This is a genomic window from Bibersteinia trehalosi USDA-ARS-USMARC-188, assembly GCF_000521725.1.
GTDB lineage: Bacteria > Pseudomonadota > Gammaproteobacteria > Enterobacterales > Pasteurellaceae > Bibersteinia > Bibersteinia trehalosi.
The window spans coordinates 1,115,415-1,131,383 of the sequence record NZ_CP006954.1 but is presented as its reverse complement, the minus strand read 5'-3'; the positions used below and the strand labels follow the sequence as shown (position 1 = coordinate 1,131,383).

Sequence of the window (15,969 nt, the reverse complement as noted above, 5' to 3'; positions counted from 1 at the left end):
ATGCTACATGCTCAACGCAATATTGTTGCAGTGATCCCTGCATCTGGCGTAGGTAGTCGAATGAATGTTCCTCTGCCTAAGCAGTACCTCAAAATTCAAGGGCAAACTATCTTAGAACACACACTTAAGGCATTTCTTGAACATTCTGGTATTAGCAAAATTGTCGTCGCGGTCTCACCGACGGATCCCTATTACTCTCAACTTGAACTATTAAAACATCCTAAAATTCAGATTGTTTTTGGTGGAGAAACACGGGCAGATTCCGTCTTTAATGCCTTACAAGTAGTAGAGGACAGCGATTGGGCATTGGTTCATGATGCTGCAAGACCTTGTCTCAAGCGCTCAGATCTCGACAAAATTTTGCAAATTAATGATGAACACGGTGCGATCCTTGCCATTCCTGCGGTTGATACCATAAAACGTGCAAGTGGTGAAAAAATTGTACGTACAGAAGATCGCTCAACGCTCTGGCATGCATTAACCCCTCAGTTTTTTCAAGCGGGTTTACTCAAGAGAGCGTTACAGTCTGCATTTTGCCAACAAGCTATAATCACAGATGAAGCCTCGGCAATGGAATTTGCAGGCTATTCACCGCGCTTAATTGCCGGGCGAAGCGATAATCTAAAAGTGACTCGCCCTGAAGACTTGGCTCTTGCTGAATTTTATTTAACTAGAGGAAACGAAGAACATGATTAGAATTGGACACGGATTTGATGTTCACGCCTTTGGGCAGGCTCGCCCGCTAATGATTTGTGGTGTTGAAGTGCCTTATCATACCGGCTTTATCGCCCATTCCGATGGCGATGTTGCGCTACACGCATTAACCGATGCGCTACTCGGTGCCGTAGCGCTTGGTGATATTGGCAAGCTATTCCCTGATACTGATATGCAGTTTAAAAACGCCGACAGCCGAAAACTTCTGATTGAAGCTTACCGTCAAGTACAAGCTACCGGCTATAAAGTAGGTAATGTAGATGTCACCATTATTGCTCAAGCACCTAAAATGCGCCCTTATATCGATCAAATGCGAGCGACCATTGCACAAGATCTAAATTGCGATATTTCACAAATTAATGTTAAAGCCACTACCACCGAAAAATTAGGCTTTACCGGACGCAGTGAAGGTATCGCTTGCGAAGCAGTAGCGCTATTAACAAAAGCTTAATTCAGATCTAAAAAGGCTAACCGATTACTCGATTAGCCTTTTCTTAATTTATGCTATTGGTAAATTAATTACCAGTATACACGCATACCTACACCAAAATTACTATCTGTACGTTTGGTCTCATTATCTGAACGGTTGCTAACGATACGTGCTTCAGCAAAAGTAACCACTTGTTTGTGTAAACGGTAATCTGTACCGATTAAGTATTTGTGTTTACGAGTTTTATCGCTGTCACCACGTACTTTCTCGTGTTCGTAACCATAACCACCGTAGATACCCACACCGATATCAGAGAAGGTGTATTTCGCTGCTACATTGATCATAGAGGTACGAATCTTAGCACCTTGATCTTTTTCATAAGCTTGTGAACCATCAATTGCTAATTTTACGTTATCAATGGTGTAAGATGCTGCCACTTCCCATGCATCTTTATAGTGTTTTTGTTTTGTGCCAGTTGCATAGTTATCACGAGTATAACCAGCTTCTAAAGTTACTTTTTGACCTTCAGCAACAGGGAATGTATAAACTGCACCTGCACCGTAGCCATTTTTAACTTTATTTACGAGAACTTCATTGTTATCATCACGTTCTGTACCGAAATTATAGTTTACACCTAATTGTAAACCTTCAATACCAAAGTAGTCATAACGAACTACTGCGTTGCCTGCATCGGTTAATAGATCTGGAGAGATACCATAAACATAGTCAAAACCAGTTTCACCGATATCGTCACCAATAGTTAATTGACGACCGAATGTAACTTCACCAAAATCTTTATGTCCTAAACCCACATATGCACGTTTTGCATAGATATCACCAAATTTGTCTGATGAACTAGTATGACCATCAAAACGTAACTCTAAGCGGCTTAAAGCATATAAACCACTATCTAACTCGTGTTTCGCTTTAATTGCCATACGAGAACCAGCATTGCGTAATGCTGAGTGACCTTTTTTGCTTGATTGACCATCTACTTTAGAGTGGCTTTTCTCTAACACAAGACGTAAAGAACCTTCAAAATCAACTTTAGTACCTTCATTTTCATAAACGGTAACTGCTGATGCTGATGCTGCGAAAGCGGTAACTGCTAATGCGACAAGAGTTTTTTTCATAGTGTTCACCTTAAATAGTTTTAGTTTAATTTAAAAATTACCCTCGTAAGGTATAAGAGTAATCCATCGAACTGCATTTTGCCTGTACACAGAAAAGACTGTAAGTAAAGGCAATCTTTGTTGCGGGTGAATAATGCCGAAAGAGCGTATAACTGTCAAATCAATAGCTTAGCAACACCAAATTCAAACAAATCCTTAAATATCAATAGGTTATAATTTAAATTTATGCTAAGTTATGATTTATTCCATTTCAGAATAAAACGACAATCAGAGCTAACGCATTGATTTTAAAGTGGTTTTATATAAATTTTTAAAAAAATCAAAATTCTGTGAACTATTTCACATTTTTAGAATAAATCCTATTTTGAAGGCGATTAAATGAACAGCTTTTGCAAAATATTCTTATTTTTTAAGCGCTTGTCTCATTGTTCTATATAAGGCTTTAAGCTAGAATTGTGAAACTTCTCTTCGAAGCTATTACTATATTAAACGGTATCATGTCGATGTTTTACTCTGCTCTTCAACAAAAATTGCAAGCACTTTCGCCTTTTGCCCACTTAGAAATTCGCTTAAACCATCCGCTATTTACGATAAAACAGGGGGCGGTTGCACAATTTGTGCAAGAAATAGAACAGACTGGTAAACACCTAAGCCGACAAACAGATAGCCATTATGCAGAATTCTATGCACAAAAATTAGTACAACAATTTGATTTACTACAACGTGCGATTACACAACAAAAAAAGACGTGCACTCAAACTCATCGATTTCACCAAACATACCGCTTCCCTAAAAATATTCATAATCTGCCACCAGAAAAGCGCTTGGCTGAATACCGTAAAGCCCTGCGTTTACTCAATGAAAAACTGACGTGGCTCACAACGCAAGCACAAACTGCTGATAAAATGCAACGTATTAGCTATATCGATCAAATAAATGAAACAGAATATCGCAAGATGAAATGTTTGAAAGCGATTGATGAGCTAGAAAGCATAAAGAAAGGGTAAAATGACATTTACACATATTAAATGTAAATGGTGGGCTCGCCCACCATTTATAAAATCACCCGCTGAAACTAACGACACTGTGCTTTAAAACGCAATAGATGATCGAGTAATACAATTGCCATCATGGCTTCAGCAATTGGCACTGCGCGAATGCCAACACAAGGATCATGTCGCCCTTTAGTGATTAATTCCACTGCCTCATTATTGAGATTTACACTTTTCCCAGGAATAGTAATACTTGAGGTTGGTTTAAGAGCAATATGGGCAATAATAGGTTGTCCCGAACTGATACCACCTAAAATCCCCCCTGCATGATTAGAAATAAACCCTTCTGGGGTCATTTCATCACGGTGATCTGTCCCTTTCTGCTCGACCACGGCAAAACCATCACCAATTTCTACCCCTTTTACTGCATTAATTGACATTAACGCATGTGCAAGATCAGCATCTAAGCGGTCAAAAACAGGCTCACCTAAACCAACTGGCACATTCTCTGCAATCACAGTCAATTTTGCGCCAATCGAGTTACCCTCTTTTTTTAGCTCCCGAATAAGCGCATCAAATTGCTCAAAGGCATGCTCATCTGGGCAGAAAAACGGATTACTGTTTACTTTGTCCCAATCAATATTGGCTAGATTTTCAACGCTTTTCGGATTGATTTTCACATTGCCAATCTGTGATAAATAACCACGTATTTGAATGCCAAACTGCTCTTTTAAATACTTTTTCGCAATAGCACCTGCGGCGACACGCATTGCAGTTTCTCGCGCAGAAGAGCGCCCACCGCCGCGATAATCGCGAATACCATATTTTTGTTGATAAGTGTAATCAGCATGCCCTGGGCGGAATTTATCCATAATATCGCCATAATCTTTTGAGCGTTGATCACCATTTTTGATCATTAAACCTATGCTTGTTCCGGTGGTTTTTCCTTCAAATACGCCCGATAAAATTTGCACCTCATCATCTTCACGGCGGGGGGTGGTATAACGAGATGTCCCCGGTTTACGCCGGTCGAGGTCAGGTTGAATATCTGCCTCACTGAGTGTCATATTCGGTGGTATGCCATCAACAATACACCCTAACGCAATACCGTGTGATTCGCCAAAAGTCGTTACTTTAAAAAGCTGTCCAATACTGTTTCCTGCCATAAATTTTCCTGTGTTTGCAAAAAATTAACTAAAAATAACCGCTTGATTAGCGCTTGTCTAGGGATATTACTCTATGTTTAACAACTACTTGCGCTTGCCTATAGCCAAGCACTTCTGCTAGTGCTAAAAGATACGAAATTATCCCTAATTTGAGCTTTTTCTCTCTGCTTGATGCACATGGACATCAAGTTGATTAAAGGCAATTTGAATTTGATGCTGTTTAAAGAGCTGATCAATACGCTGATAGAGAAAATTGCGTGTGGCAGAGCGATCATCAATTTCCGCCACAAAAACATTCAGCTCATGCTCAATCCAGCCATCACCAAAGTGCGTGAGATTAACACTTGGGGAAGGTTCATGCATCACTTTTTCAGCTTCCTCTGCTGCTTGCAGTAAGAGCTGACGCACCAGTGGCAGGTTTTCACCAGAATTAATCTTCATTTTTAATTGTACTCTCGTCACGGTGTTATTCAGTGTCCAGTTAATAAAGCGATCGGTCACAAATGCCTGATTCGGCAGAACAACTTCCATGTTTTCGTCATCAATTAAAGTGGTTGAACGCAAACGAATACGAGTAATCACCCCAGTAAAATTACCTACTGTTACTTTATCACCAACACGTATTGGACGCTCCACCAACAATATCGTCCCCGAGACAAAGCTACCAAAAATCTCACGAACCCCAAAGCCAAGACCCACTGACAATGCGGTAAAAATCCACTGCACTTTACCCCAAGATATCCCTAAAGCAAGAAAGGCGGAGATACTGCCGATTGTCACAATTAAGTAAGTAAGCACTGCAATGATGGTATGAGGCGTGCCTTTAGAGAATTTACTCCGAGAGAAAACGGTGACCTCTAAAATCCCTGCAATATTCTTAACTAAGAAGTAGGTAATCGCAATATAAAGCACCGAACGCAATAAATTCAGCAATGTGATGGATTCAACCACACTACCCTGCGCAGTGTTTTCAATCTGCTCCCAGAGTATAACGGTATTTAAATAGTTTGCGACACTAATAAGGTCAGACCAAATCGCATATAGCCATGCAAAAAGCACAACCCAACCAACCAAATCGGCCACACGGAAAATTTGTTGGTTTACCGTTGAGATCTTAATTTTTTCTTCCGGTTTTTCTTTACTTGGCTCTACCCCTTGTTCTAAATGTTGCAGTGCCTGTTCACGGATCTTCTCACGTTTGCTTTGTAAACGGCGATATGCCATACGGCGTGAAGAGATTGTCAAAGAGCGGTAAGCAAAATAGCGCCCAAACACCCAGACTAATGCAATTAAGTAACTTTTAATCAGATGTTCGATCAGATAAACCGCGGTATAATAGTAACCCAATACAATTAATACAATTAAACTAATCGGGGCAACAAATAACACCAATCTCAGCAGTTTAAATAAACTCACATTACGCTTTGTACCATCTTCTGTCTTAGCGTTCTCATACTCTTGAATACCGCGATCGAGCAATGGACGCAAAACAAAGGTACAAAGTGCAAGCGCAACAATTGTCATTACTTGTCCAATAACATCATTGCTAAAGCCAATCAGATCAACTTGTGAAAAAATAGATGACACAAGTAATAACACAACAATCCAAACTGACTGACGAATAATGCGTTGGAAAATCTCATTGCTCGCTTGTGGCATACCAAAGTGGCGATATGCCATGCCATTCGGGCGCAATAATGCCAGTACCGTGGCAAAGAAAATCCAATAGTAGAATGCCCGAGTTACCCATTCCCAGCTGGCTAAAGGATTAGGCACAAAAAGATATAAGCTGATAATCGCAACAGCTAAAAATAGCAACCCGCTTGGCAGTGCCAAAATAATTGTCCAAAACATTGCTTCTGGCGAATGCCAATGACTATCGCTAGTTAGCGTATTCACTTGGCTTGCCAGCGTCGAGAGTCGAGCCTTAATCGCGGCTTTCTTCCAAGCAATTAAGCCATAAATGGCAAATAAAAAGAGAATAAATGCCAACGTTGAAGGCAGGTTTTTGCCTAAATTATCAAAGCCCAAATATTTCGCTAAAATAGCAATTTCATCTACTGCTAAGCTCGGAAATTCTTTTAGCCAAGAGAGATCAAGCGGGTTATTACTCTGTACCCAGAAGCTCTGCTGTTGCAATTTATCTTGTAGCGCATCACTAATCTCAATAATCTGTTTTTGTGAAATATCCATTTCACTTGAAAGTGTCAGCTGCGCATTGAGTGTTTTAATCAACTCAACCAGAATTTTCTCTCTGTCTTTCAATACCAGTGCTAACGTATCCCGCTCCGCGCTATCCAACACACTATTATGTTCGCTTTCAATGCGGCTAAGCACATTGGGTAAGTTATAGAGTTCATCTCTGCGCTGTGAAAGATCAAAAATCTCTACCCGCAATTTCGCAATATCTTTCGCTAATCCTTTGTTTACACGCTCGGTCGGCAACGACAATTTCTGTTGATTAATAATGCGAGACAGCACTAAAGTGCCTTGTAGTGCATTAATCTGTTCCTCAACCTCACGCTGAGTTTTGGTTAAATTATCAAGAATGCTCTTAATTCGCTGATTATCTTGAAATAACACATTAGAACGCTGTGTTTGTTCCACAAGATACTGGCTCAAATCCGTGTTGATACCCAATTCTTCTTGGATAAGCGGGTTTTCTGCCTTATCACTCGCTTTCAGTTGTTCTGTTTGCTTGGCTTGTGCTTCATGTTCTTCCAAGCGCTTGTTATTCAAGGTTTCTTGCACCGCTGACAACTGCAATTGTAGCCATTGCTGTTTTAAGCTTGCTTCTGTTTTTTGTGATTCATCAAGTGAAATGAGCACATCAATATTTTGTGCTAACAGATTGTTATATTTATTATTAATATCTAAATATTTCAGCTCGGTATCGTATTTATCAATTAACGAACGACTTGCTTGGCTATTGAATTTCCAACGGCGCAACTGCTCGGCTTTTACACCATTCTCGGTAATCTGTTTACGTGTTTGCTCTAATGCCGAACGATAATTCGCCACACTGGAATTTAATTCACTATTTAGCAACTTTTGGCTATCTGTTTCTTGTTGCAATGCTATCTGCTTTTGTTCTAATGCCTCAATAGACAATGGCTCAAACTGTTGATTATCAAAGTGTTCCAGTTTTTGCTGCAAACTTTGAATAGCACTCTGTAAGGCTGCTAACGTTTTTGGAGACTCTTTTACTTTGGTCTCTAATAAAGCAATTTCTGTTTGCTGTTTCTTAATTTTATCTAACAGCTGGAGTGAGCCTTCCAAGTTTTTAATTAGCTGGATATTTGCTTCATTATTTTCCGCTTTTAGATCTTCAATTTGCGTTCGCAAATCCACTGCATCATCAAGTGTGAGCTCAGCGCTCATTGTATAAGCAGTAAAAAAGCTAAATAAACAAATTATCCAAATATATCTTTTAATCATGCTGCTACCTGTTCGAAATCTGCTGAAGATAGTCTTGAAGCCCTTTTCGGGAGATTTTAATCCCTGTGTTTGTAGAAGTGAGATAGTCGTCCAATGAAAAATAGGCAATAGGCTGTTTAAATTTCTCTAAATATTGTTTGGCAAAATTTTGCAATTTTTCGACCGCTTGTGAACTGAAATCTTCGATAAATTGTACAAACGCCACAGGACGTTGCCCAAATTCTGCATCATCTTGAGGGATAACCAACACATTTTGTACGAGCATGGAAGCATATAACACTTGCTCAATCTGCTCTGGCTGAATATTTTCCCCACCAGAGATAAACATATTATCTAATCGACCATTTATGATCAGCTTACCATCAGCCGTCCACGCGCCTTTATCTTTGGTTGCAAACCAATCCTCTACTTTAGGCAATGGCTCAATTCGCCCAGCCTGCCAATAGCCTAAAGCAAGACAATCACTTTGCAGATAAATCTGATCTTGTATGATCTTGACTAAACGCCCAAGCAGTGGCTTACCCACATTATCTGTCTCTTGTTCCACTGCACAGATTGTTGATGCCATTTCAGTCATACCATAGCCTGCGAAAGTGGTAATACCAACTTGCTGTGCAACCGAGATTAACTCCGCAGGGATATAACTGCCTCCCAGTAAGATTTTTTGCCCATATTTCTTTGCAAGATCTGCATATAAATAGCGCTGTAGCTGAGTTGGTACCAGTGAAGCATGACTCGTCTTTGCCAATAGTGGATAAAAATCTGCTTTCTCTTCACATAAACTTAAACTCGCGCCACGTAGTAACCAGCGCCAAACAATCCCCTGTCCTGAGACATGAAATAACGGCAAGCTTAATAGCCAACTATGCTGTTGCTCAAACTGCATTAAACGACATACGCCCTCGGCATTAAGCAAATGGGAGAAAATGGAGTGTACCACCGCCTTTGGCTTACCAGAAGAACCAGAGGTTAGGGTAAAAGTGGCAGGACGTTTCAGATCCCAATCGATCTGCCATTGCTTGTTACAAGCGGTTAAATTTGGCGAAAATTCTACAAAATCATTATCTTGAAGCAATAAATCAACGTGATTATCTGCCAAAATAGCTTTTTGTTGTATGCTTGGCAAGTTAGGATTCAAGACTAAAATCCGCCCACCTTCTGCAATAACAGAAAGATAACAGAGTAAGCCTGCTAACCGATGTGCGCCGCTATAGGCAATAATCTTGTCTTTAAATGGAATATGCCTGCGCTGTAGCCAATGGCTTGTTTGGGCTAACAGTTGATAGAATTGCCGCCAAGAAAGTGAAGATGGAAGCTGTGAGAAAAGTGCAGAATTTCCCTTCTTCCAGACGATGGCTGTTTGTTGGGGAATTTGATTTGCCCAATAAACAGGCGGAAAAACGGGAAATTCTGTCATAGATAAAAGTTATGCGAATAATGCTTTGACACGCTCAATCAGCGGTTTTGGTAATTCCATTGATTCCATTAAGGCACACAAAATAATCCCTTTTCGTTCGGTATTATTATTGGTAATGACCCAAAATGGCGAATCTGGAATCTGTTTTGCTTTAGCGCCACTTCCGTTAGTTAAGATCGTCTCTGCATCACGAGCAAAGTAGATACGTTCACTACCTTGAATATTTTCAGTGGCATGTGCAAAGCCTTTTGGATAAGCAGTATAAAGCGCAGAAAGTAGCTGCAAAAACCGGTTTACCCCTTTTGTTTCATTCACAAAACTATTTGAGGCAAGCACGAATTCTACTTTCTTGACGATCTTTTCTTGCTGATTTAAATTCTGCTTTTTCTTTGGAATTTGCGCCAGATCTTTTAGTTCATTTAACATATTTTCCTGAACTAAAACAAAAGGTTGCGGAGACGCCGGCAAGCGTAACAATCGACGCAGGATATCAGAGGAACTCTCACCGATCACTTGTGTACGGCTGGCAATATAATGATATAATTCGTCATCTACTTCGATCGTTTTCATTGGCATATCCTTGTTTCTTTTGCTTACGAAAAATTATTGGCATTATACGCATTTCATGATGTTTTTTATAGATCCTTTCGCAGATATTGCATAACACTAGACAAATTATGAACAAAAATCCTTTATTAAATTTTCATTTTCAGCTGGCTGAAACACCCAAAACTGATAAACCAAGCACGCTTGTTTTCATTCATGGCTTATTTGGCGATCTCAATAATTTAGGCATGATCTCTCGTGCCTTTGCCACAGATCACAATATTTTACGCATTGACCTACGTAACCACGGGCAATCATTCCACCATGAAGAAATGCGCCTATCTCAAATGGCAGAGGATCTTTATCAAGTGGTTGAACATTTAAATTTAAATAATTTGATCGTTATTGGGCATTCGCTTGGCGGCAAAACTGCAATGATGTTTGCCCACCTCTTCCCCAAACTTGTACAAAAGTTAGTCATCATTGATATTGCCCCTGTTCGCTATACTAGCAACCGTCATGATGCCAATTTTGCTGGGCTATTTGCTGTTCGTGATGCACAGCCTGAAAATCGCCAACAAGCCAAGCAGGTTTTTCTTAAGCATATTGCTAACGAAGGTGTCGTGCAATTTATGCTGAAATCCTTTGATGCTAATAGCCCTGAACGTTTTAAATTCAATCTTTCTGGATTATATAAAAATTATGCTAACGTGATGGATTGGCAAGATGTGTTCGTAGAAAAACCAACGCTGTTTATCAAGGGGGCAAATTCAGACTACATGTTGCCCGCCTATACGGCTCAAACTGTCGCCCAATTCCCAAATGCAAAAGTAAAGGTGATTGCCAATACGGATCACTGGGTACATGCAGAAAAACCGGAAGCCGTTATTCGAGCAATTAAGGAATTCATTTAAGCCTTTTCTTACAAATATTCCCCCTCCCCGTGCTTTGCTAGGAGGGGAAATAAACCTATTTCACCAGACTTATCAATCCTTCAAAATCTTTCACCACATCGTAATGAACAGTATCAGCGCTCATTTTCTGGAAGAATTTTCTTGCACATTCAATTTTTGCTTTTTCTGTTCCCCGTAGATCCATTGAAGAAATAGAGCCTTTGGTTTCAGCAATAAAATAGGTATGTTTAACCTCTCCACTCATAAAGGAAATTGCCCAATCTGGATTGTAATCACCCACTGGAGTTGGAATAGCAAAACCGCGCGGTAACTTCGCATAAACCACTACATCGCGATCTTTATCTAACGCTTCAACAAAGTTTCTCTCAATACCCTGCGAATCCACCACCGCATAATCATAAATATGCTTTTTCAGCCCAATGACGGCTTTACTAAAATCCCGAATGGTTTGTTCTGCGGTGAACAAGGTTGTATCAAACACTTCATTGGTTCGGTGATAACTCAGCCGATCGATAAAGATCGTGGCAAGCTGTTCTTTAATCAAACGACTCGCTTCACTGATAAATTGCTCTGGATTTAGTGCAAATTTTGCGAAACTCTGAGAACTAATCTGCTTTAAAATTACCGCAATTGTCTTGCGAGTTAAGCCAACATTTTTTACCAGCGTACCTACTAAATCGTATTTCACCTTGCTATTTAGCGTGACATTGTATTGATTTGTTACTGCTTCTCTTACCTTGAATTGATCAATACCAATCTGTTCACCACTTTCTAGCCTATAAGTTAAAGGCATAACGTTTAGTTCCCGCTCTAATGCTCGCACGGCATTGCTAATAAGTTCTTGACTATCAAAATTCACCTGATATACCGCTTTATGATGAATTTTCTGCCATAGTGCTTGAAACTCTTTACGGTGAAAATTAGCATTAAGCGGATTACTTTTCGCTCTATTGGTATTTTCAATTGGCACATGGCTTTGCGCTGAGCGACAAATTAAAGCCACAAGCGCTGCTTGATACTCAACAAATTCTGCTGGTAGTGCTAAAGCCCCATTTTCTACTGCAGAGTGAAACTCAGGAGTAAGCTGATCGTCATCATCAACAAAATCATTTTTTAGGAGATATTTATACAGAAGACGTGCTTGTTTTTCGTTAATTTCGAGCTTTTTATCATGCCCACACAACACTTTCCCCACAAAAAACGCCTCATTAAAAACTGATAATCGTGACAACGTTTCGCTAATTTCTGATTGTAATCCTTTAACAAAATCCGTATAGCTTTCATTTGCTACAACGGTTAATTCATTAATTTGGTGAACGGTATTCAGATTATCTTGGCGTTCCCCTTTTTTATTCACCGCTAAACGCAATCCCCGCCCTACTTCTTGCCTTCTTGACACATTATTATCACTGTGTTTCAGTAAGCAAATCGTAAACACATTAGGATTATCCCAACCTTCACGTAATGCGGAATGCGAAAAAATAAAGCGGGTAGGCTCTTCAAAGGAAAGCAGTTTTTCCTTATCTTTCAAAATCAGGTCATAAGCGTCTGTATCATCCGAAAGCCCGGCTTCCTCACCGCGTGTTTTCACGCTTGGATCAGTTAAACGCTTGGTTTTCTTATCGATAGCAAAATAGCCATTGTGGGTTGCCCCCACCTGAATTTGTTGCAAATAGTCGGCATAATCACGGTTTAAATATGGTTCAGCGAGCAGCTCGGCAACTTGGGTAGCATACTCCTGTTCAAACATTCGGGCATATTCACCCTTTTCATCTGCCTGAGTGTAATCCCGATATTTCGCGACTTCATCTATGAAAAATAGCGACAAAGTTTTAATCCCTTGCGTAAACAATATCCGTTCTTTGAGGAGGTGTGCTTTAATCGTTTCACGGATTTGGATACGGCGTAACGCTTCTTCGCTAAGATCACCTACGGCATCCCCCACTGCGAGTACGATGCCATTAAGAAAATGTAGTTGATCTGTACGAGCATCAATATCGCTAACACTCCAGCCCTGATATTGTGCCAAACCATTACTTAATGTGTGTAAACTATCACCTTTTTTGATTTTGCAAATTTTACGTTTAATCTCACCGCTTGCCAGCTGTTGTTCTATTTCCACCACCGCAACAGGATCGCGTTTAGAAATCTCAATCCCTTGCAGATACAAATATCCACCCAAGCCATTCAACCCCTGAATTTGAATGCCTTTTACCGCAATTTTCTTCACCAATTTTTGATGAAAGGCATCTACCGCATCAAGGCGATAAATTTTATTGTGCTCAGTTTTATGCGTTGCAGAATAACGCAGAATAAATAGCGGCTTGAATTTTGCCAAAGCATCCTGTGTTTTCTTACCTTCCATTTTCTGCGGCTCGTCTAAAATCAATATCGGACGCGTTTGTGCAATCACCTCTATCGGCTGGCGAGATTGAAAACTATCCAACACTTCATAAATTCGACGATTATCTTTACCTCCGGCATTAAACGCCTGAATATTGATAATCATCACATTGATATTACTATCCGCTGCAAAACTTTCTAACTCATGCAAACGCTTAGAATTGTAAATAAAGTGCCGTGCTTTTTTGCCGTAATCTTGCTGAAAATGTGTCGCCATCACCTCAAAAGATTTTTTCACCCCTTCACGAATCGCAATGCTTGGCACAACAATAATAAACTTACTCCATCCATACTTGCGATTAAGCTCAAAAATAGTGCGAATATAACAATAGGTTTTGCCTGTGCCCGTTTCCATTTCAATATCAAGGTTGATAGGCAAGCTACCCGTGCCAATCAAGCGGTCGGATTTCGGCAAATTTTTGCTAAGCTGGATTTGTTGCACATTGCTCAGCAGCTCGGCATTGAGAAGTAATAGTTCAGGGTTGGCAAAGGCTTCATACATATCCTGCTGACCTTTCCGTTCTGCTCGATTAGCAGGATAATTTTTCATTGAACGGTATGGTTCGCCTTTAAAGCAATCTACCACCGCATTCACCGCATCGAGTTGGTATTGTTGGTGTTTGAATTGGAGTTTCATTGGTTATTCCTGCGTTGCCCCTCTCCCTGCTTTTGTTTCTGAACGAAACAAAATCTGCCCCTCTCCCCTTGGGGAGAGGGTGGAGAAAACCCGAAGGATTTTTGGAGGGAGAGGGGAAAAATTAAATCACATTCAATCCTGTATTTGGGCAAATCTGTTTAAAAATCTGCACGGCATTGATTTTCACACTGTCACTTGCAAATTTTGCATCTAAAAAGACCGCTTGTTGTGGTTTCATTTCCGCAAGTTCGGTAATCAGATTTTCGTCAATCTCATCAAAACAGGCGATCAACTGTTTATCCGCTACGTTAAATACCGTTCTTCCCTGAATTTCTCGGTTTTCAATCGGGCTACTTAATGCAATCCCCAGATCCAACATGGCTTGGAATAGCAAATCTTCTGCTGTACGGTCGTTTTTTATCGCATTGGTAAACAAATCATCTTGACTTAATTGTTGTGGTGTATAGAAAATGTCCGCCATATTACTACTATCAACTTTCAACACACGAAAACCAACATCTACTCCACTACTCTGCTCGGCAATCTGTTTACCTGCACGGCGAATGCGTTCTTTGGAAATTTCGGCTATATTTGTTGGAAGATTAATCAATTTACAAAATTCATGAGCAATTTTTTGCTCATTATTTGCTGACTCTAAAGCCGCTGGCAATTGAATCATTATAAATTTTCTATTACCTTGATCCTCTGAATTAAGTTGCATCACTGCATGAGCAGTTGTGGCTGAACCAGCAAAAAAATCTAACACTATGCAATCTTTATTTGCACCTAATTCCAACATTCTTTTAATTAAAGATATGGGTTTAGGATTATCAAATACACTTCTGCCATCAAAAATTTTCTTCAGCAATTGAGTTCCATTTGTTGTTGTTTCTACATCATCCCACAATGTTTTTGCAACTTTACCTCTCTCCTGAGCTTCCCAAATAAATCGCTTTCTTTGGGGAGCAGAAGTACCATTTCGTCCAAAAACAATACGATTATCTTTTAATAGCTCTTGATATTTTTCATAATCATTTTTCCAGCTGCATCCTTCATTAGGTCGATATTCAACTCCTGTGTTAGGATTAACAATCACATATTGTTGATTCGGCCTCCACCCCCCAACCTGGAATGGATCTGCTTTCCATGCCCCTCTTGGATCGTTATCTGGATTAGAAAACCCGTCACCATTATCAGCCAATCTAAATAGATCTCTATTTTTCACAAAATAATCAATATCTCTGAAATAAACTAAATTATGAGTATGAGAAACCGAGATTAAAGCTGTATTTGTGACTGATTTAGTTGAATTCCAAATAATGTCAGCTACAAAATTCTGCTCCCCAAAAATCTCATCACAGACCCTTTTCAAATTTGCTTGTTCATTATCATCAATCGAGATAAAAATTACGCCGTCATCGGCAAGCAGATTACGTGCGAGTTTTAATCGAGGGTAAATCATTGAAAGCCAGTCGGAATGAAAGCGCCCGTTGCTTTCAGGATTGCTGACAAGACGATTGCCTTGCTTATCGGTTTGGTTGGAACGCACAAGAAAATCGGCTTTATCCTCGGCAAAATCATCACGATACACGAAGTCATTCCCAGTGTTATAAGGGGGATCAATATAGATCATCTTCACTTTGCCAAGGTAGGTTTCTTGCAATAGTTTCAGAGCATCAAGGTTATCACCTTCAATAAAAAGGTTTCCGGTGGTGTCAAAATTTACACTTTCAGCGCGCGCTGGGCGCAGGGTCTTGGCAATTGGCGCATTAGCAGCAAGAATTGCCTCTCGTTTACCAACCCAGTTGAGCTGATAGCGTTCTTGATTGCCTTCAATAAGATGCTCGGAAAGCTCTTGTTGCAATAGTTCAAAATCAATTTTGCCCTCTGAAAAGCAATGTGGGAAAAGGTGTTGAAGTTGAGAAATATTTTGCGCGGTTTGATCAGCACTGTGCATTTTTAGTTGTTGCATAGTGCCTCCGCAGAGAAAAGATTAAAGGCAGAATTTAGGCGGTTGCATTGCGTTGCGTTGCGTTGCGTTGCGTTGCGTTGCGTTGCGTTGCGTTGCGTTGCGTTGCGTTGCGTTGCGTTGCGTTGCGAGTTTATTCATTTTGTTTTCCTATTCAAGCAAAATTCAAAAAAACTTGTGAATTATATAAAAAAGCGGTCGATTTTGCAG

The 15,969-nt window shown here is 40.0% G+C and carries 11 protein-coding genes; 4 read left to right on the top strand and 7 right to left on the bottom strand.

Annotated elements, in window-relative coordinates:
* Together ispD and ispF are read left to right on the top strand one after the other, a co-directional pair.
* A complete protein-coding gene (gene ispD / locus F542_RS05210) occupies positions 1 to 696 on the top strand; it encodes a 2-C-methyl-D-erythritol 4-phosphate cytidylyltransferase (protein ID WP_025267043.1) in 696 nt (231 codons plus the stop codon).
* Positions 689 to 1,165, top strand: a complete 477-nt coding sequence (gene ispF / locus F542_RS05205; RefSeq protein ID WP_015432558.1) for a 2-C-methyl-D-erythritol 2,4-cyclodiphosphate synthase — start codon at positions 689 to 691, stop codon at positions 1,163 to 1,165. The genes ispD and ispF overlap by 8 nt, the downstream gene beginning before the upstream one ends.
* 68 nt (positions 1,166 to 1,233) lie before the next feature.
* Here ispF and F542_RS05200 read toward each other — a convergent pair whose 3' ends face one another.
* Complete coding sequence (locus F542_RS05200) at positions 1,234 to 2,277, bottom strand: porin (protein WP_025267042.1); 1,044 nt, start codon at positions 2,275 to 2,277, stop codon at positions 1,234 to 1,236.
* Between the two features lie 497 nt (positions 2,278 to 2,774).
* On the opposite strand from F542_RS05200, the gene priC reads away from it, so the two are divergent.
* The gene (gene priC / locus F542_RS05195; RefSeq protein ID WP_038445745.1) at positions 2,775 to 3,284 is read left to right on the top strand and encodes a primosomal replication protein PriC; all 510 of its coding nucleotides are present in this window, start codon (positions 2,775 to 2,777) and stop codon (positions 3,282 to 3,284) included.
* Between the two features lie 68 nt (positions 3,285 to 3,352).
* On the opposite strand, the gene aroC is transcribed toward priC, so the two are convergent.
* The 4 genes from aroC to seqA form a co-directional block, all read right to left on the bottom strand.
* On the bottom strand, positions 3,353 to 4,435 hold the full coding sequence (aroC, locus tag F542_RS05190) for a chorismate synthase (protein ID WP_015432561.1): 1,083 nt from the start codon (positions 4,433 to 4,435) through the stop codon (positions 3,353 to 3,355).
* 144 nt (positions 4,436 to 4,579) lie between these two features.
* On the bottom strand, positions 4,580 to 7,816 hold the full coding sequence (gene mscK, locus F542_RS05185) for a mechanosensitive channel MscK (protein ID WP_015432562.1): 3,237 nt from the start codon (positions 7,814 to 7,816) through the stop codon (positions 4,580 to 4,582).
* Positions 7,817 to 7,877: 61 nt separating this feature from the next.
* On the bottom strand, positions 7,878 to 9,290 hold the full coding sequence (menE, locus tag F542_RS05180; RefSeq protein ID WP_025267039.1) for an o-succinylbenzoate--CoA ligase: 1,413 nt from the start codon (positions 9,288 to 9,290) through the stop codon (positions 7,878 to 7,880).
* Between the two features lie 9 nt (positions 9,291 to 9,299).
* Entirely contained in the window at positions 9,300 to 9,860 is a 561-nt protein-coding gene (seqA, locus tag F542_RS05175) for a replication initiation negative regulator SeqA (RefSeq protein ID WP_025267038.1), read from the bottom strand.
* Positions 9,861 to 9,967: 107 nt separating this feature from the next.
* On the opposite strand from seqA, the gene F542_RS05170 reads away from it, so the two are divergent.
* The gene (locus tag F542_RS05170) at positions 9,968 to 10,750 is read left to right on the top strand and encodes an alpha/beta fold hydrolase (RefSeq protein WP_015432565.1); all 783 of its coding nucleotides are present in this window, start codon (positions 9,968 to 9,970) and stop codon (positions 10,748 to 10,750) included.
* A 55-nt stretch (positions 10,751 to 10,805) separates the two neighbouring features.
* Here the strand turns inward: F542_RS05170 and F542_RS05165 are convergent, their stop codons facing one another.
* Together F542_RS05165 and F542_RS05160 are read right to left on the bottom strand one after the other, a co-directional pair.
* Positions 10,806 to 13,790: a type III restriction-modification system endonuclease gene (locus F542_RS05165; protein ID WP_015432566.1), complete on the bottom strand. Its 2,985-nt coding sequence runs from the start codon at positions 13,788 to 13,790 to the stop codon at positions 10,806 to 10,808.
* 121 nt (positions 13,791 to 13,911) lie between these two features.
* Complete coding sequence (locus tag F542_RS05160; protein WP_015432567.1) at positions 13,912 to 15,762, bottom strand: site-specific DNA-methyltransferase; 1,851 nt, start codon at positions 15,760 to 15,762, stop codon at positions 13,912 to 13,914.
* Between the last annotated feature and the right edge of the window lie 207 nt (positions 15,763 to 15,969).